The sequence below is a fragment of the Saccharothrix australiensis genome, assembly GCF_003634935.1.
Classification (GTDB): domain Bacteria; phylum Actinomycetota; class Actinomycetes; order Mycobacteriales; family Pseudonocardiaceae; genus Actinosynnema; species Actinosynnema australiense.
The window spans coordinates 6,756,600-6,774,065 of sequence record NZ_RBXO01000001.1 but is presented as its reverse complement, the minus strand read 5'-3'; the positions used below and the strand labels follow the sequence as shown (position 1 = coordinate 6,774,065).

Here is a 17,466-nt window from a genome sequence, read left to right as displayed (position 1 = left end):
GCCCCGCGGGACGCCGCTGCCCGCGGGGCCGCTACGTTCGGACGGGTGGAGGAGCAGCGGGTCACCGATCGGGCGCACTGGGGTTTCCTCGCCTTCTTCGCCGGGTTGGCCGGCTACCACCTGTTCACGCTGGTCTTCACCGCGGTCACGGCCGACCGGTTCGCCGAGGTCGACATCACCGACCCTCCGGTGCTCGGCCCGTTGCTGCTGCTGTTCTTCCTGCCGAACGCCCTGCTGGGGCTCGGTCCCGTCGTCGTCTCGCGGCTGCGCGGCCAGGGCCCGGAGCGGGACTTCGGGATCGTGCCGCGCGTGCACGACCTGAAGGTCGGGCTGCTGTGCGGTGGGCTGTCGCTGCTGGCCGCGTGGGTGCTGGGCGTGCTGCTGTTGCACGTCGAACAGGACACCGGCAGGCCGTTGGGGACGGTCGAGGCGCTGTCCGGCGGTCGGTCGGTGTGGTTGGCGCTCGCGGCGCTGTTCGTCCTCCTCGGCGCGCCGCTGGCCGAGGAGCTGCTGACGCGCGGTGCCCTGTGGAACGCGTTGGAGCACTACAAGGTGCCGAGGATCGCGATCCTGGCCCTTACGGCGCTGATCTTCGCGTTCCTGCACGAGGAGTCGTGGCGGACGGTCAGCCTGTTCGTCCAGGGCCTCGCCATCGGCGCCGCCCGGATGGTCACGGGACGGGTCTCGGCGAGCGTCGTCGCGCACGCGGCCAACAACCTGCTCCCCGCCGTCTACCTGTACCTGGGCGCTTCCTGACTAGGGTGATCGCTGTGAAGCCACCGGATGAACCCCCACCCGGGCTGATCGCCGGCGTGCGCGCGGTCGGTCGTGAACCGTCACCCGAGAACGCGGGCCAGCGCTGGGGTTTCGGCGCGTTCCTGCTGGTGGAAGCGGTGTTCGTGCTGACCGCGGTGTTCATCACGGCGGTGGCGCGCACGTCCGGCACGGACATCGGCACGTCGGTCGCGTTCGTCCTCGTCGGCTCGATGGTGCCCACCGTCCTGGCCGCCGCGGTCGCCGTCGTGATCACGCGCGTGCGCGGCAACGGCCCGCTGGTCGACCTCCGGCTGAGCTGGAACTGGGCGGACGTGAAGATCGGCCTCAAGCTGGGCCTGCTCGGCCTCGGGCTGACCTACCTGGCGGCGCTGGTCTGGTCCAGGGTCGTCGGCGACCAGAACGCCACGTCGGCGATCGGCGAGCTGGTGGACGGCGCGGCGCTGCCGCTGGCCGCCGCGATCGCGATGTTCCTCTACGTGTGCTTCGTGGGCCCGATCTGCGAGGAGCTGATCTACCGCGGCCTGCTGTGGGGGGCGATCGAGCGCCAGGGCTGGAGCCAGTGGGCCGCGTTCGTGCTGACCACGCTGATCTTCGCGGCCAGTCACCTGGAGCCGCTGCGCACGTCGCTGTTGATCGTGATCGCCCTGCCGATCGGCATCGCGCGCCTGATCACCCGGCGGCTCACCGCGAGCGTCGTGGCGCACGTGGTGAACAACTTCCTGCCCGGTCTCACGCTCCTGCTCGTCTCGATCGGGGTGATGCCCACGTGATGGACCTCAACAGCGACCTCGGCGAGGGGTTCGGCATCTGGCGGCTCGGTGACGACGAAGCCCTGCTCGACGTCGTGACCAGCGCGAACGTGGCGTGCGGCTTCCACGCCGGCGATCCGTCGACCATGCGGCGGGTGTGCGCGCTGGCCGCCGGGCGCGGTGTCGCGGTCGGCGCGCAGGTGTCCTACCGCGACCTGGCGGGCTTCGGTCGGCGGTTCATCGACGTCGACCCGGCCGAACTGGCCGACGAGGTGCTGTACCAGATCGGCGCGTTGGACGCGTGTGCCCGTGCGGCGGGCACACGGGTGTCCTACGTCAAGCCGCACGGCGCGCTTTACAACGCCACCGTGCACCACGACGCGCAGGCGGGGGCCGTGGTGGACGGCGTGCGGGCGTTCGGCGACCTGCCCGTGCTGGGGCTGCCCGGCTCGCGCCTGCTGCACCACGCGTCCCGCGCCGGCCTGCGGGCGGTTCGCGAGGCGTTCGCCGATCGCGCGTACACGCCGGAGGGGACGTTGGTGCCGCGCGGGCGACCAGGCGCGGTGCTGACCGAGACCGACGCGGTGCTCGCCCAGGTGTTGCGGCTTGCCCGATCGGGCGAACTCGTGACCGTGACGGGTGAGACCATCGCGGCGGAAGTCGACTCCATCTGCCTGCACGGGGACACTCCGGGTGCCGTAGCGCACGCCCGGTCGGTGCGTGCGGCGCTCACCGACGCCGGTGTGCGGGTGGGCCGATTCGTGGTGGAGTAGGCCGTTCTGGCAGAATGGCCTGTTGTTCGCCGCGGTCGGTCCCTCTCACCGTGCCTCGGCGCCCAGACACTTGGGCTTTCCCACCCGTGCCCCACGCGGGCGAGGAGTGCCCGCACCTGAGCAAACGAGAGCCTGAGGAGCACCCACACCCGTGGCCGTCAAGATCAAGCTTCAGCGGCTTGGCAAGATCCGTCAGCCGTACTACCGCATCGTCGTCGCCGACGCGCGCACCCGTCGCAACGGCAAGGCCATCGAGACGATCGGCAAGTACCACCCGAAGGAAGAGCCGTCGTTCATCGCGGTCGACTCCGAGCGGGCGCAGTACTGGCTGGGCGTCGGCGCGCAGCCGACCGAGTCCGTCCAGCGCATCCTGGAGATCACCGGCGACTGGCAGAAGTTCAAGGGCCTGCCCGGCGCCGAGGGCACCCTGAAGGTCAAGGAGCCCAAGCCGAGCAAGGCCGACCTGTTCGCCGCCGCGCTCGCCGCCGCGGGCGACGCGCCGACCACCGAGGCCACCACGCCGAAGAAGAAGTCGGCGAAGAAGTCCGAAGAGGCCGAGGCCCCCAAGGACGAGGCGTGAGCTTGTTGGCTGACGCCCTCGAACACCTCGTTCGGGGCATCGTCGACCACCCGGACGACGTCCGGGTGAACCTGGTCACGACCCGCCGCGGTCGCACGCTCGAGGTGCACGTCCACCCGGACGACCTCGGCAAGGTCATCGGCCGCAGCGGTCGCACCGCGACCGCCCTGCGCACCGTGATGGCCGGCATCGGCGGTCGTGGCGTGCGGGTCGACGTGGTCGACACCGACCGCTGAGCGTGCGCATGGACGTCGTCGTCGGCCGCGTGGCCAAGGCGCACGGGATCAGCGGCGAACTCGCCGTCGACGTGCGGACGGACTCGCCGGAGCTGCGCTTCGCGCACGGCTCGGCGCTGGTCGCGAAACTGCGTGACGGCACGTCCCGCACCCTCACCGTCGCAGCCGCCCGGAACCACTCCGGGCGGCTGCTGGTGCGTTTCGAGGAGGTCCTCACCAGGGACGTCGCCGAGACGCTCCGCGGCACGCTGCTGTTCGCGGGCACCGACGACCTGCCGCCGACCGGCGACCCGGACGAGTTCTACGACCACGAGCTGGAGGGCCTGCGGGCCGAGCTGCTCGACGGCACGGTGGTCGGGTCCGTCCTGGAGGTCGTGCACGGCCCCGGCGGCGAACTGCTGGTGATCCGCCCCGAGCGCGGTGGCGAGCTGCTCGTGCCGTTCGTGCGGCAGATCGTGCCCACCGTCGACGTGGCGGGCGGGCGCGTGGTGCTCGACCCGCCCGAAGGTCTGCTCGATGCGGATTGACGTCGTCACCATCTTCCCGGAGTACCTGGACCCGCTGCGCGCCGCGCTGCTCGGCAAGGCCATCGACAAGGGCCTGATCAGCGTGGGCGTGCACGACCTGCGCGACTGGACGCACGACGTGCACAAGGCCGTGGACGACAGCCCCTACGGCGGCGGTCCCGGCATGGTGATGAAGCCGCAGGTGTGGGGCGACGCGCTGGACGCCGTGTGCGCGGGCGGGACGCCGCGGCTGGTCGTGCCCACCCCGGCCGGGCGGCCCTTCACGCAGGCGCTGGCGCACGAGTACGCCGCCGAGCCGCACCTGGTGTTCGCGTGCGGCCGGTACGAGGGCATCGACCAGCGCGTGGTGGACGACGCGTCCCGCCGGATGCGCGTGGACGAGGTGTCCATCGGCGACTACGTGCTGGTCGGCGGCGAGGTCGCCGTGCTGGTGATGGTGGAGGCCGTGGTCCGGCTGCTGCCCGGCGTGCTGGGCAACCCGGCGTCGGCCGCGCAGGACTCCTTCTCCGACGGGCTGCTCGAAGGCCCCTCGTACACCCGGCCCGAGGTGTGGCGCGGCCTGGCCGTGCCCGACGTGCTGCGGTCGGGCAACCACCGGGCGATCGACCGCTGGCGGCGCGACCAGGCGCTGCGCCGCACGTGGGAGCGCCGTCCCGAGCTGATCGACGCCCTGCCCGAGGGCGCGCTGGACAAGCACGACCGGAAGCTGCTCGACGAGCTGCGGTAACCCCCGATTTCGTCGGGGCGCGGCCCATCTGGCACACTGGACAGGTTGCTGCACCCGGCCGGTCCGGCGTGCGCCGCAAGCCCGCCCCCGCGCGATGTGTGTGCAAGTTGAGATGTTTCGCGCCTGCCGGGGGAGTACGTACACGTGAGGACGAGGACGGACCACCGATGAACACCCTGGACGCTCTTGACGCCCAGTCGCTGCGCTCCGACATCCCGAGCTTCCGGCCGGGCGACACGCTGAAGGTCCACGTCCGCGTCATCGAGGGCTCCCGTGAGCGGGTCCAGGTGTTCCAGGGCGTCGTGATCCGCCGCCAGGGCGGCGGCATCCGCGAGACCTTCACCGTGCGCAAGGTCTCGTTCGGCGTCGGCGTCGAGCGCACCTTCCCGGTGCACTCCCCGAACATCGCCGAGATCGAGGTCGCCTCCCGCGGCGACGTGCGTCGCGCCAAGCTGTACTACCTGCGCGACCTGCGCGGCAAGGCCGCCAAGATCAAGGAGAAGCGGGAAGCCAAGCCGGCCTCCTGACGTGAGATTCACGCGTTGCCAGTAGCCTGCCCATCGTGGCAGAACCCGTGCAGAGCTCCGCTGACGAAGACGGTCGCGAACCCGGCGCCGAGTCCACCCCGGACCCGGCGCCGGCCGGCAAGGGCAGGAAGAAGAAAAAGGCGCCGCTCTGGCGCGAGATCCTCGTGCTCCTGGGCACGGCCCTCGTCCTCACCGTGCTGATCCAGACGTTCCTGGCACGGGTGTACGTCATCCCGTCGGCGTCGATGGAGCAGACGCTGCACGGCTGCACGGCCCCCTGTTTCGGCGACCGGGTGCTCGTGGACAAGCTCGTCTACGACTTCACCGACATCGAGCCGGGCGAGGTCGTCGTGTTCCGCGGGCCGCCCGCGTGGACCGCGGACGACTTCCAATCGCCCCGTTCGGATAACCCGATCGTGCGAATTTTCCAATCCGGTTTGTCCCTGGTCGGCCTCGCGCCGCCGGACGAGCGCGACTTCGTGAAGCGCGTCATCGCCGTGGGCGGGCAGACCGTCGAGTGCTGCGACGACCAGCACCGCCTGAAGGTCGACGGCAAGCCGCTCGACGAGCCCTACATCTACTGGCAGCCGGGCACCGGGCCGGAGGACCACGACGCGTTCGAGGCGGTCAAGGTGCCCGAGGGCCATCTGTGGGTGATGGGCGACAACCGCACCAACTCGACCGACTCGCGCCGGCAGGGCGGTGGCGGGGTGAACGGGACCGTGCCGGAGTCCGACGTCATCGGCAAGGCGCGGGCGATCGTGCTGCCGCCGTCGCGCTGGGGTGGCGTGGGCGACCACAACCCGCAGGCCGTGGCGCTGGGCGCGCCCGCGTGGCAGGCCGCCATCCCTGCCGGCGCGGGCCTGGTCGCCGCGTGGCCGGTGGTGTTCCTCGGGCGGAAGCTCCGCAAGCGGTTGACCAGGGCCTCACAGACCGGATGGGTACGCTGACCCGGTGGTAGACGTCGCACCTTCCCGCGGTTCGTCCGACGAGGACCCCGAGCGAGCCTCCGACGAGGAGAAGATCGAGGAGTTCCGGCAGCGCTCGAAGAAGAAGCGGAAGGGGTCGTTCTGGCGCGAGCTGCCGATCCTGGTCGTGGTGGCGGTCGGGCTCGCGTTCCTGATCCAGACGTTCCTGGCCAGGGTGTACATGATCCCGTCGGAGTCGATGGAGCAGACGCTGCACGGCTGCGCCTCGCCGTGCTTCGGCGACCGGGTGCTGGTCGACAAGCTCACCTACGACTTCACCGAGCCCTCGCCGGGCGACGTGGTGGTCTTCCACGGCCCGGACAGCTGGATCAACCAGGACTTCGCGCCGGCCGAGCCGGCGAACCCGGTGATCGGGTTCTTCCAGGGGCTGGGTTCGCTGATCGGCATCCCGACGGCGAACAAGGAGGACTTCGTCAAGCGGGTCATCGCGGTCGGCGGGCAGACCGTGAAGTGCTGCGACGAGCAGAACCGCGTGGTGGTGGACGGCAAGCCGCTGGACGAGCCTTACGTGTACTGGGAACCGGGTCGCGGCACCTTCCAGGAGTCGTTCGACGAGCTGAAGATCCCGGACGGGTTCCTGTTCGTGATGGGTGACAACCGCAACGACTCGTGCGACTCGCGGTGCCAGGGCGACCGGCGGCTCGGCGGGCTGGTGCCGGTGGAGAACGTGGTGGGCAAGGCGCGGGTGATCGTGCTGCCGCCGACCCGCTGGGGCGGCGTGGGCGACCACAACCCGCAGGCCGTGGCGCTGGGCGCGCCCGCGTGGCAGGACGCGGTGCCCGCCGGGGTCGGCGTGGCGGCGGCGTGGCCCGTGCTGTTCGTCGGTCGGCGGCTGAGGGCCCGGTTCCGGCGCTCGCGGCTGGGATAGGGTCGGGTGGTGATCCGCAAGCCGCCTCGTGCCCAGGTCCGGCAGAACGCGGGCATCTGGGCGTTCCAGGCCGCGCTGGACCGGCGTGGCCTGGGGCCCGTGGCCGGGGTGGACGAGGCCGGGCGCGGCGCGTGCGCGGGTCCGCTGGTGGTCGCCTCGTGCGTGCTCAAGCCCGGTGACGCGGCCCGGTTCGAGGGGTTGACGGACTCGAAGCTGCTCACCGCGGCGGCCCGCGACCGGATGTACGACCTGGTGCTGGCGCGGGCGGTGGACCACGCGGTGGTCGTGGTGCCGGCGTGGGAGGTCGACCTGATCGGCGTGCACGTGGCGAACATCGAGGGGATGCGGCGGGCCGTGGCGCGGCTGTCCGCGCACCCCGGCTACGTGCTGACCGACGGGTTCCGGGTGCCGGGGCTGACCGCGCCCAACATGCCGGTCGTCAAGGGCGACCGGGTGGCCGCGTGCGTGGCGGCGGCGTCGGTGCTGGCGAAGGTCACCAGGGACCGGATCATGACCGGGCTGCACGAGCGGTTCCCGGTGTACGGGTTCGACGTGCACAAGGGCTACAGCACCCCGGAGCACGCCGCGGCGCTGCTGGCGCACGGGCCGAGCGAGGAGCACCGCTGGTCGTATGCGAATGTGGCGTCCGCGGGGGCCCGGCACGGTATGACACCGCCGCACCGAGTGGCGCGTGACGTGCTTTCCGCCACCGTGGTCCAGAATGGAACATCGCCGCAGACCCGCGGTGGCAGGCTCGCGACGAGGAGGGGCGCGGATTCGATGAGCACCCGCGCGGAGGCGTAATGAGTGCAGAGGATCTCGAAAAGTACGAGACCGAGATGGAGTTGTCGCTGTACAAGGAGTACCGCGACATCGTCAGCCAGTTCTCGTTCGTCGTGGAGACCGAGCGGCGGTTCTACCTGGCCAACTCGGTGGACGTGCAGGTCCGCAACGCGGACGGCGAGGTCTACTTCGAGGTGCGGATGTCGGACGCGTGGGTCTGGGACATGTACCGGCCCGCCCGGTTCGTGAAGAACGTCCGGGTCATCACGTTCAAGGACGTCAACGTCGAAGAACTCGACAAGCCAGACCTGCGGCTGCCCGAGGACGGCCCGTTCAACTCCTGACGACCGGGGAGGACCGCCGGCGGCGGGGCTGCGGCCCCCGGACGGCGGTGTGGTGCGCCGGGGGCTCATCCGTGCCGGGTGGGCCCCTCAACGGCGTTTCGGGCGCCTTTACCACCGACCCCTGACAGCCCGGTCGCTCCACCGCCTCGGACCGGGAGTTGTCCACAGGCCCTTCAGCTGTCCACAGATCCCGCTCGGCTCCTGGTCGCCCAAGATCCGGTTCGGCACAGTCGGTCACGTCATGTCACGAGCCGACCGAGCCGGAGCCACCCATGCCGACCACCCAGCAATTGGGCCACCTGGGCGAGCACGTCGCCTGCGAGTACCTGCGCCGGCGTGAGCGCCTGGCGCTGCTGCACCGCAACTGGCGGTGCCCCGAGGGCGAGCTGGACATCGTCGCGACCGACCGCGCGCAGTTGGTCGTGTGCGAGGTGAAGTGCCGTTCCGGCACCGGCCGGGGCAGCCCGCTGGAGGCCGTCACCCCGACCAGGCTCGACCGCATCCGGTCGCTGGCCGTGCGCTGGCGCGACCTGCACCACCTGAACCGGCTGAAGATCCGCTGCGACCTCGTCGGCATCCTGTGGCCGCGGTCGGGGCCGATCCACCTGCACCACGTGCGAGGTGCCTGACATGGCGCTCGCGCGAGCCTGGTCGGTGGCCCTGTTCGGCGTGGACGGCGTGCCGGTCGAGATCGAGGCCGACGTGGGCGTGGGCACGGTCCGCACCCAGCTCCTGGGCCTGCCGGACGCGGCGCTGCACGAGTCGAAGGACCGGGTGAAGGCGGCGGTCCGCAACAGCAACCACAGCTGGCCGACCCAGCGCGTCACCCTGGGCCTGTCCCCGGCGACCCTGCCGAAGGGCGGTTCGAGCTACGACCTGGCGCTGGCGTGCGTGGTGCTGGCGGCGGCGCAGGCGGTGCCGGCGGAGCGCCTGCCGGGCACGGTGCTCATCGGGGAGCTGGCGCTGGACGGCCGGGTGCGCAGCGTGCGGGGCGTGCTGCCCGCGCTGATGGCGGCCCGCCGCGCCGGCCTGGAGCGGGCGATCGTGCCCGCGGCCTGCCTGCCCGAGGCGTCGCTGGTCGAGGGGCTGGCCCTGCACGGGGCGGCCACCCTGTCCGACGTGATCGGCTGGCTGAACGGCGACGACGCCTCGCTGGTCGGGCCGCCCGCGCAGGGCACCCAGCCGCCGGCCGCGCCACCCGGCCCCGACCTGTCGGACGTGGTGGGCCAGCCCGAGGCGCGGTGGGCGCTGGAGGTGGCGGCGGCGGGCGGCCACCACGTCCTGCTCACCGGTCCGCCCGGCTCCGGCAAGACGATGTTGGCCGAGCGCCTGGTGAGCCTCCTGCCGCCGCTGTCGGCCGACGAGGCGATCGGTGTGACGGCGATCCACTCCGTCGCGGGGCTGCTGACCCCGGAGACGCCGCTGGTGGCCACGCCGCCGTTCGTGTCGCTGCACGCGGCCACCTCGACGGCGGCGCTGGTGGGCGGTGGGACGGGGCTGGCCAAGCCGGGCGCGGTGAGCAGGGCCCACCGAGGCGTCCTGTTCATCGACGAGGCGTGCGAGTTCGGCGCGCGGAACCTCGACTCGCTGCGGACGTGCCTGGAGGACGGCGAGGTCCGCATCGCGCGGCGGGACGGCATAGCCCGGTACCCGGCCCGCTTCCAACTGGTGCTGGCCACCAACCCGTGCCCGTGCGCCCCGCCGAAGGACATCGACTGCATCTGCGTACCGACCGCCAAGCGCCGCTACCAGGTCAAGCTCTCCGGCCCGCTGCTCGACCGGGTCGATCTGCGCGTGATCATGCGGCCCCTGACGGCGATGATGGCCGCCGAGGTGTCGGAGCCCGAGCCGACCGCCGTGGTCCGGGCTCGGGTGCTCAAGGCGAGGACGCGAGCCAGGGACCGCTGGGCGGCGCACGGCTGGCGGACCAACGCGGAGGTGCCGGGCCCGGCGCTGCGGCGGGAGTTCCGCCTGCCGAGGCAGGCGACGACGGTCCTGGACCGGGCGTTGGCGCTGGGCGCGCTGACCGGCCGAGGCGCGGACCGTTGCCTGAGAGTGGCGTGGACGCTGGCCGACCTGGCCGAGACCGACCAGCCGACCGCCGACCACGTGGCAGCGGCCCTCGAATTCCGCGAACGGAGAAGGCCATGACCCCCACCAACCCCACCCACTCCACACCCCGGTCCAAGCCGCCCCGAGTGCCGACAGCCAGCACCCCGCCACCCCAAGCCTCGCCGTCTCAAGCCCCGCCGCCTCAAGCCCCGCCGTCTCAAGCCTCGGCGCCTCAAGCCTGGCCACCTCGGACCTCGACGCCCCGAACGTCGACGCCCCGGACCGCAGTACCGAGGGTCACCCGACTGACCCCACCCCGCCCACCGGTGCCGATGCCCGTGGCACCGGCCCTGCTCCACGGTCCATACGCGGGCAGACCACGACTGCGCCGCTTGGACGACCCGAAGACCGGCACGCGCTGGGCTCTCGGCGTGCCAGGCAGGCGGATCACCGCCTCCCACCCCGAGCCCACCACCCCCGCGAACACCCCCGACTCGCCCGATGGAGCCACGCCATGACCACCCCCAAGCCCCCGAACCCCACCCCCGACCCACGACCCGCACCGCCCCAGGTGCACTCCACCTCCCCAACGCACCCCTCACCACCGCCCCCACCACCACCGCAGGTCGCACCCCAAGCACACCCCTCGCCGCAGACGCACCCCTCACCCCAGGCGCAGCCCGCCCCACCGCCCGCGTCGCCGCAACCGCCACAGCCCTCCGCGTCACAGCCCTTCGCACCACAACCCTTCGCACCACAGCAACCCTCGCCACGGCCCTCCCCGGCGGAACCACCGCAGGCAGCACCATCCCCGTCCGCACCCGATCCCCAACTCCCGCCGTCCCGGTCGGCACCCGACCCGGAGGTCTCGTCACCGTGGTCCGTGCCCAACTCGCAGAGCGCGCTGTCGGGCATCTCCACCGAGCCCACCCAGCCCACCGAGCCCACCCAGCCCTCCTCGCCCGCGTCGAAGCCGGAGCGTGCCTTCCCCCTGCCTCCCTCGCTGGGCGGCGGACAAGGCACCCGTTCAGGAACGGCAGGGCCGGTCGAGCTGGATGCGGCACCGACCGACGAACAGCCCCGGTGGCTGGCGGAGAGCGACGAGCAGGAGGAGCCCTACGAGAGGTGCGACCGCGTTCGTGCGGGCGAAGACCGCGCGCCATCGCCTATCCACGAACGGGCGGGGATCGCCCGGCACGCGGTGGAGGACGAGGCCAGGGTCGCCTCGGCAGGGGAGCAGTCGGGCGGTACGTCGCTTCGTGCCGACGATGTCACCGAGGCCGTTGACGACCGGGCCGCGGGCTCGCGGGACCGGGGCGAGCGCGCGGCGGACGGCCGGGGCGCGTGGCACGGACGCGTGTGCGGCACGCCGTCCACTGCATCGGAGGTCGGCGCGCGACACGAACACGAACACGAGCGCGGACACGGACATGGACACGGACATGGACACGAGGGCAGATACGGACACGAGCGCCGAGACGAGCGCGGACATCGCGGACATGGGCACAGGCAAGCGCATCGGTGCGGTCGGGGGCACGGGTACCGGTGTGGACGCGGGTGCGGGATGCGGTCGTACGGCGGGGTGGGGCGGGCGTGCGCCGGTGCCTGCGTCGTGCCGGAGGTCGTCTGCTGCGGAGGGTTCGTGCGGGGTGGCGGCCTCGCCAAGGTCTGGTTGTGCGGCCTCGTCGCGCACGCCTGGCTGTCGTGGCTGAAGGCAGGCTGCGGGCAGTGGCCGGTCGGCTGTCGGAGTTCGGCGCGGGGCTGTGGGCAGCGGAGCCGTGCGTGGCGGTCGGCGTGCGGCGGGTTGTGCCCGTCGGCGGCGTGTCGTGAGTGACGAGGAGGTCCGCCGCGCACGTGCGTACCTCTCGCGGGTCGCGGAGCCGCCCGCCGCCGCCTTGGCCGGCCTGGTCGCCGAGGTGGGGCCCGTGCGGGCGGCGTGGCTGGTGCGTCGGGGCGAGGTCTCCAGCGCCGTCGACAGCCAGACCTCCGCGCGGCGTGCGGAGGACCGGGCCGAGGAAGACCTGGCCGCGGTGGCCGACCTGGGCGGCCGGTTGGTGATCCCCGAGGACGAGGAGTGGCCCGAGTGGCCCTTCCACGCCCTCGCGGTGGCCGCCGCGCACGGTTTGCGGTGCGGGTTGGCGCCGCTCGCGCTGTGGGTGCGCGGCGACGGGTCGCCGGCGGCGCTCACCGAGCGGGCGGTGGCCGTGGTCGGCAGCCGGTCGGCCAGCGGGTACGGGCAGCAGGTCGCGGCGGAGTTCGGGTTCGGGCTGGCCTTGGCCGGTGTCACGGTGGTGTCCGGTGCGGCGTACGGCATCGACGGGTCGGCCCATCGCGGGGCGTTGACCGCCGGCGGGCCGACCATCGCGGTGCTGGCCTGCGGGGTCGACATCGCCTACCCGTCGGGGCACCAGGGCCTGCTCGAACGCATCCCGCACCACGGTCTCGTCGTGAGTGAGTACCCGCCGGGTTTCCGGCCCGCCCGGCACCGCTTCCTCACGCGCAACCGCCTCATCGCGGCCCTCGGCGAGGGCACCGTGGTGGTGGAAGCGGGCAGGCGCAGCGGCGCGAAGAACACGGCCGCCTCGACCGCGGCGCTGGGGCGCGTGCTCATGGCCGTGCCGGGCCCGATCACGTCGGCGAGTTCCTCCGGCTGCCACGAGCTGTTGCGGTCGGGGCAGGCGTTGGCCGTGAGCAACGTGGCCGAGGTGATCGAGTCGACCGGTCGGCTCGGGGTCGACCTCGTGGAGGCCACGCGGGACACCGACGTCGACCTGCCGCAGGGCGAGGCGTTGCGGGTGTATGAGGCCCTCCCGCTCGGCGCCGGTGTGAGCGCGGAGGCGGTCGCCGTGGAGTCCGGGGTCGAGCTGCCGCGCGTCCGGGCGTTGTTGCCGCAGTTGGAGCTGGTTCAGCTCGCGGCCCGGAGCGACGGCGGGTGGAAGCGTTCTCACGAAGGGAGTCAGCGTGGCGATACTTGACCAAGAGCGCTCGGAGGCGCAGCGTCAGGGGCTATGTCCCCGCAGCCGCCCGCTCGGACTCGCCGCGTCGATCTCGTCGGCTTACGCCGCGCGCTGCCGGGCGATGTCTCGGTGGCTCTGCACGATTACGAACGCCATCTGGCGCTGGAGCGCTCGTTGTCGCCGCACACCGTTCGCGCCTACTTGGCCGACGTGGTGTCGCTGCTGGTTCACCTGGCGTCCGGTACGCCCGCCGACGCGACGGTGGAGGCGATCGACCTGGCCGGCCTCCGGTCGTGGCTGGCGGCTCAGCACGCGGCGGGTGCGAGTCGGACGTCGTTGGCCCGGCGCGCGGCCTCCGCCCGTGCGTTCACGGCGTGGGCGTCGCGAACCGGCCTGCTCGCCGACGATCCGGGGCCTCGGCTCGCCGCTCCCCGACCGCACCGCACACTGCCCGCGGTGCTGCGGCCGGAGCAGGCGAAGGCCGTCATGTCGGCCGCGGAAGTCGGCGCGGAACAGGCCGATCCGGTTGCGCTCCGTGACCAAGCCGTGGTGGAGTTGCTGTACGCGACAGGCGTCCGGGTCGCCGAGTTGTGCGGTCTCGACCTCGGCGACATCGACTACTCCCAAAGGGTGATTCGGGTTCTGGGCAAGGGCAGACGCGAACGCACCGTGCCATTCGGCGTTCCGGCCGAACGGGCAGTACGGCGCTGGGTGGAACACGGTCGATCGACGCTGGTCACCGACCGTTCCCAGGACGCGTTGTTCCTCGGTGCCCGCGGCGGCCGGCTCGACCCGCGTACCGCCAGGAGGGTTGTCCACGATGTAGTGGGTGCGGTGCCCGAGACGGCCGACATGGGGCCGCACGGGCTGCGCCACACCGCCGCCACGCACCTGCTGGAAGGGGGAGCCGACCTGCGCACCGTCCAAGAGCTCCTTGGTCACGCTACGCTCGCAACGACTCAGCTCTACACACACGTCACCGTCGAACGGCTGAAGGCGATCCATGACCGAACCCACCCCCGCTCCTGATGTCGCAGGGGGAGGTTCGCGGACCGCAACCGTGACCTCTCCTACCGCCGCGCACGTCGGGACCTCGTCGGAGGCGCAGACTTCGGCCGCGCACGCCCCGACCGGGACGAACGGTCACCACGTCTGCGAGGTCCCGCACAGCGGTCGCGCCGAAGACGAACGCCTGCGCAACGGACACGCCGTGACCCCGGCCGCCGGTAGACCGGCGCACCCGGCGTCCGAGTCGCGGACCGCCGACGACGTGGAGGCCGGGATCATCGCGCTCTGGCACACCTACGGCCAGTCGCACCAGCAGACCCTGCGCGACCGCCTGGTGTTGCACTACGCGCCGCTGGTGAAGTACGTCGCGGGCCGCGTCGGTACCGGTCTGCCCGCGCACGTGGACGTCGCCGACCTCATCCAGTCCGGCATCTTCGGCCTGGTCGACGCGATCGAGAAGTTCGAGCCGGAGCGCGGCCTGAAGTTCGAGACGTACGCGATGCAGCGCATCCGGGGCGCGATCCTGGACGACCTGCGCTCGCAGGACTGGGTGCCACGCTCGGTGCGCAGCCGCGCCCGCGACGTCGAGCGCGCCCTGGAACGCCTCGGCGCGAGCCTCCAGCGCACCCCGACCGACCGCGAACTCGCCGCCGAGCTGAGGATCGGGCTGGAAGAGCTGCGGGAACTGTACGCCCAGCTCCAGCTCACCAGCGTGGTCGCCCTGGACGAGCTGATCGCGGCGGGCCGGAGTGCCGGCGGTGCGGGCGCGTCGCTCGCCGAGTCGCTGCCCGACGAGGGCGCGGAAGACCCGATCGCCACCCTGGTCGACCAGGACAGCCGCCGCCAGCTCGCCGACGCCATCGCGCAACTCACCGAACGCGACCGCGTCGTGGTGACGCTCTACTACTTCGAGAACCTGACGCTCGCCGAGATCGGCAAGGTGCTGGGCGTGACCGAGTCCAGGGTGTGCCAACTCCACACCCGCGCCGTGCTGCGGCTGCGCACCAAGCTGAACGAACAACTCGAATCCTGAACTTCAGACCCAAGGCACGTACGGCGCTCCCGCGCCCACGGCGCTCCCGCGCCCACGGCGCTCCCGCGCCCACGGCGCTCCCGCGCCCACGGCGCTCCCGCGCCCACGGCGCTCCCGCGCCCACGGCGCTCACAGTCAGGTCGATTGCGGCTTGGTCTCGGCTATCACCGCAGGTGACAGGTCTGGGTGGGCTGCTGTGCGCCGGGCAGGTCGGTGGTGGCGGGCTGCTCCTGGGACAAGTAGTTCTGGGCGGTCGGCTCCGCGTGTTGGCTGTGTGGTCGGCTCCTTGTGTGGTCGCGGCGGCGCGAACGGAGTTGTGGGCGTGGCTGGCTCGGTGGTGATGGCTGACTCGGGCGCGATGGCTCGCTCGGGCGGGTGGCGGGCTCGGCGGTGACGGTTGGCTCGGCGGTGATGGCGGGCTCGGCGGTGATGGTTGGCTCGGGGTGGTGGCGGGTGGCGGGTTCGGTGGGTGGAGGGCGTCGTTCGTCGCAGGTCGGCGGGGGTGAGGGGTAGTAGGCGGGTGCGGCCCGGCGTCAGGAGTTTGAGGGGGTCCAGGTAGGTGCGGCCGCGAAGGGTCGGGCGGTAGGCGCCCCAGTGCAGGCAGGTGGTCGGGCAGCCCTCGTGGCCTGGCCGGAGGGTGCCGATCGGGGTGCCTCTGGTGACTCGTTGGCCTCGGCTGACCAGCGGTTTCACTGGTTCGTACGTGGTGCGCAGGCCGCCTGCGTGGGAGAGCGACACCAGGTCCCGCGTCGCGACCGCGCCCGCGAAGACCACCACCGCGTCACCCGCCGCCAGGACCGGTGTGTCGGGTGGGGCGCCCAGGTCGACGCCTCGGTGACCCGCGCCGTACTCGGTGTGCGGTGCGTGGAACGCGCGCAGCACCGGGTGCGGCGGGGCCAGCGGCCAGGCGTAGCGGGGTAGGCGGGTCGACGCGCCTGCCGGGGGCGCGGGCAGGGCTGCCGGCACCAGCACCAGCACCAGCACCAGCGCGAACATCAGCGAGCAGGCCGGCGTGAGTGCCACGGGGAAGGACAGCGTGGAGGGGCGGGCGGAGGGGAGGGTGCGCGGTGCTGCGGATGGCAGCGCGGATGGCAGCGCGGAGGACGGCGCGGAGGGGCGGGTGTGTGGCGGCTCGGGTGACAGCGTCGGGGGTGGCGCCGGTGACAGCGTCGGGGGTGGCGTCGGTGACCGCGTGGAGGGCGGCGTGGATCGGCGGGTGGCTCGCGGTGGGGGGTTGACCTCGCTTGTTCGGGGGAGTGGGTGCATGGGACCACCGTGCCGGGGGGTGGGTTGGGGTGCCAGGGGGTGATCGTGGACTGTGGATGGGGGGAGGGGTTGTGGATAAGTTCAGCCCGGTTCGTTTCTCGGGCGTTGTCCGGCGTACACTCCTTGCGCGGCCCGTGTCAGTGCGGGGCGACTTCGCGTGCCAATGCTGATCCGGTCCTCTCCTGTGATCGGGTCACGGCGTCCGGCGGTCCTGAGGTCAACTCCGGTTCGGACGGCGGCAGGGGCACCAGGGCGACGGTCCGACCCCGGTCCGTCGCGGACAACCGGAACGCGTGCCGGCCCGGCCGGCGCGCCTGATCGAAGAGGTGCGAATCCGGCCATGGCCGTCGTCACCATGAAGCAGCTGCTCGACAGCGGCGTGCACTTCGGGCACCAGACCCGTCGCTGGAACCCGAAGATGAAGCGCTACATCTTCACCGAGCGCAACGGCATCTACATCATCGACCTCCAGCAGACGCTGACCTACATCGACCGGGCGTACGAGTTCGTCCGCGAGACGGTCGCGCACGGCGGGTCGATCCTGTTCATCGGCACGAAGAAGCAGGCGCAGGAGGCCATCGCCAACGAGGCCCTCCGCGTCGGCATGCCCTTCGTGAACCAGCGCTGGCTGGGCGGCATGCTCACGAACTTCTCCACGGTGCACAAGCGCCTCCAGCGGCTCAAGGAGCTGGAGTCGATGGAGCAGACCGGCGGTTTCCAGGGTTTCACCAAGAAGGAAATCCTGATGATGAACCGCGAGAAGGACAAGCTGGAGCGCACGCTCGGCGGTATCCGCGACATGTCCAAGGTGCCCAGCGCCGTCTGGATCGTGGACACCAAGAAGGAGCACATCGCGGTCGGCGAGGCGCGCAAGCTCAACATCCCGATCGTGGCGATCCTCGACACGAACTGCGACCCCGACGAGGTCGACTACCCGATTCCGGGCAACGACGACGCCATCCGGTCCGCCGCGCTGCTGACCAAGGTCGTGGCCGAGGCCGCCGCCGCCGGTCTGATGGCCCGTTCCGGCGCGCGCACCAACGCCGCCGACGGCGCGGACAAGCCCGAGCCGGGCGTCGCGACCGACGAGCCGCTGGCCGAGTGGGAGCAGGAGCTGCTCGTGGGCGCCGAGGCCACCAAGCCGGCCGAGGCCGCCGCCGAGGCCGCCCAGCCCGCCGAGGGCTCCGAGGCCGCTCCGCAGTCCTGACCCGTCGCACGCCGTGCCCGCCGCACACGCGGGCACGGCGTGCGCGCCGGCACCAGGCCACCG

At 72.3% G+C, this 17,466-nt stretch carries 20 protein-coding genes; 19 read left to right on the top strand and 1 reads right to left on the bottom strand.

Going from position 1 to position 17,466, the window contains the following annotated elements; genetic code table 11:
• The first annotated feature begins 45 nt into the window (after nt 1-45).
• The 18 genes from C8E97_RS28720 (at nt 46) to C8E97_RS28635 (ending at nt 14,930) form a co-directional block, all read left to right on the top strand.
• Nucleotides 46-756 carry a CPBP family intramembrane glutamic endopeptidase gene (locus tag C8E97_RS28720; RefSeq protein WP_121008507.1) on the top strand — a complete coding sequence of 237 codons (711 nt, stop codon included), beginning with the start codon at nt 46-48 and terminating at the stop codon, nt 754-756.
• A gap of 14 nt (nt 757-770) precedes the next feature.
• Nucleotides 771-1,547, top strand: coding sequence for a CPBP family intramembrane glutamic endopeptidase (locus C8E97_RS28715; protein ID WP_121008506.1), 777 nt, complete (start codon nt 771-773; stop codon nt 1,545-1,547).
• Nucleotides 1,547-2,299 carry a LamB/YcsF family protein gene (locus C8E97_RS28710; RefSeq protein ID WP_121008505.1) on the top strand — a complete coding sequence of 251 codons (753 nt, stop codon included), beginning with the start codon at nt 1,547-1,549 and terminating at the stop codon, nt 2,297-2,299. The genes C8E97_RS28715 and C8E97_RS28710 overlap by 1 nt, the downstream gene beginning before the upstream one ends.
• 151 nt (nt 2,300-2,450) lie before the next feature.
• The gene (gene rpsP / locus C8E97_RS28705; protein ID WP_121008504.1) at nt 2,451-2,879 is read left to right on the top strand and encodes a 30S ribosomal protein S16; all 429 of its coding nucleotides are present in this window, start codon (nt 2,451-2,453) and stop codon (nt 2,877-2,879) included.
• Nucleotides 2,876-3,115: an RNA-binding protein gene (locus tag C8E97_RS28700; protein ID WP_015104447.1), complete on the top strand. Its 240-nt coding sequence runs from the start codon at nt 2,876-2,878 to the stop codon at nt 3,113-3,115. Before rpsP ends, C8E97_RS28700 begins: the two co-directional genes overlap by 4 nt.
• A gap of 8 nt (nt 3,116-3,123) precedes the next feature.
• A complete protein-coding gene (gene rimM / locus C8E97_RS28695) occupies nt 3,124-3,642 on the top strand; it encodes a ribosome maturation factor RimM (RefSeq protein ID WP_121012639.1) in 519 nt (172 codons plus the stop codon).
• A complete protein-coding gene (gene trmD / locus C8E97_RS28690) occupies nt 3,632-4,369 on the top strand; it encodes a tRNA (guanosine(37)-N1)-methyltransferase TrmD (protein WP_121008503.1) in 738 nt (245 codons plus the stop codon). The genes rimM and trmD overlap by 11 nt, the downstream gene beginning before the upstream one ends.
• A gap of 167 nt (nt 4,370-4,536) precedes the next feature.
• Nucleotides 4,537-4,896 (top strand): 50S ribosomal protein L19, encoded by a 360-nt coding sequence (gene rplS, locus C8E97_RS28685; protein ID WP_073896548.1) that lies wholly within the window; start codon nt 4,537-4,539, stop codon nt 4,894-4,896.
• A gap of 35 nt (nt 4,897-4,931) precedes the next feature.
• Nucleotides 4,932-5,846, top strand: coding sequence for a signal peptidase I (gene lepB / locus C8E97_RS28680; protein ID WP_121008502.1), 915 nt, complete (start codon nt 4,932-4,934; stop codon nt 5,844-5,846).
• 4 nt (nt 5,847-5,850) lie between these two features.
• Nucleotides 5,851-6,753 carry a signal peptidase I gene (lepB, locus tag C8E97_RS28675; protein WP_121008501.1) on the top strand — a complete coding sequence of 301 codons (903 nt, stop codon included), beginning with the start codon at nt 5,851-5,853 and terminating at the stop codon, nt 6,751-6,753.
• Nucleotides 6,754-6,762: 9 nt separating this feature from the next.
• Nucleotides 6,763-7,557, top strand: a complete 795-nt coding sequence (locus C8E97_RS28670) for a ribonuclease HII (protein WP_121012636.1) — start codon at nt 6,763-6,765, stop codon at nt 7,555-7,557.
• Nucleotides 7,557-7,880 (top strand): DUF2469 domain-containing protein, encoded by a 324-nt coding sequence (locus C8E97_RS28665; RefSeq protein ID WP_015104440.1) that lies wholly within the window; start codon nt 7,557-7,559, stop codon nt 7,878-7,880. The genes C8E97_RS28670 and C8E97_RS28665 overlap by 1 nt, the downstream gene beginning before the upstream one ends.
• A gap of 272 nt (nt 7,881-8,152) precedes the next feature.
• Nucleotides 8,153-8,509, top strand: coding sequence for a YraN family protein (locus C8E97_RS28660; RefSeq protein ID WP_121008500.1), 357 nt, complete (start codon nt 8,153-8,155; stop codon nt 8,507-8,509).
• Between the two features lies 1 nt (nt 8,510).
• Nucleotides 8,511-10,031, top strand: coding sequence for a YifB family Mg chelatase-like AAA ATPase (locus C8E97_RS28655; RefSeq protein WP_121008499.1), 1,521 nt, complete (start codon nt 8,511-8,513; stop codon nt 10,029-10,031).
• A gap of 1,605 nt (nt 10,032-11,636) precedes the next feature.
• Complete coding sequence (locus C8E97_RS36630; protein WP_281275476.1) at nt 11,637-11,762, top strand: hypothetical protein; 126 nt, start codon at nt 11,637-11,639, stop codon at nt 11,760-11,762.
• Nucleotides 11,759-12,907, top strand: coding sequence for a DNA-processing protein DprA (gene dprA, locus C8E97_RS28645; protein ID WP_121008497.1), 1,149 nt, complete (start codon nt 11,759-11,761; stop codon nt 12,905-12,907). Before C8E97_RS36630 ends, dprA begins: the two co-directional genes overlap by 4 nt.
• 33 nt (nt 12,908-12,940) lie before the next feature.
• Entirely contained in the window at nt 12,941-13,918 is a 978-nt protein-coding gene (locus C8E97_RS28640; protein WP_121008496.1) for a tyrosine recombinase XerC, read from the top strand.
• Nucleotides 13,919-14,099: 181 nt separating this feature from the next.
• Nucleotides 14,100-14,930: a FliA/WhiG family RNA polymerase sigma factor gene (locus C8E97_RS28635; RefSeq protein ID WP_425470680.1), complete on the top strand. Its 831-nt coding sequence runs from the start codon at nt 14,100-14,102 to the stop codon at nt 14,928-14,930.
• A gap of 135 nt (nt 14,931-15,065) precedes the next feature.
• Here C8E97_RS28635 and C8E97_RS36355 read toward each other — a convergent pair whose 3' ends face one another.
• Nucleotides 15,066-15,926 carry a M23 family metallopeptidase gene (locus C8E97_RS36355; protein ID WP_246019437.1) on the bottom strand — a complete coding sequence of 287 codons (861 nt, stop codon included), beginning with the start codon at nt 15,924-15,926 and terminating at the stop codon, nt 15,066-15,068.
• 610 nt (nt 15,927-16,536) lie between these two features.
• On the opposite strand from C8E97_RS36355, the gene rpsB reads away from it, so the two are divergent.
• Complete coding sequence (gene rpsB, locus C8E97_RS28620) at nt 16,537-17,403, top strand: 30S ribosomal protein S2 (protein WP_121008495.1); 867 nt, start codon at nt 16,537-16,539, stop codon at nt 17,401-17,403.
• Nucleotides 17,404-17,466: the final 63 nt, after the last annotated feature.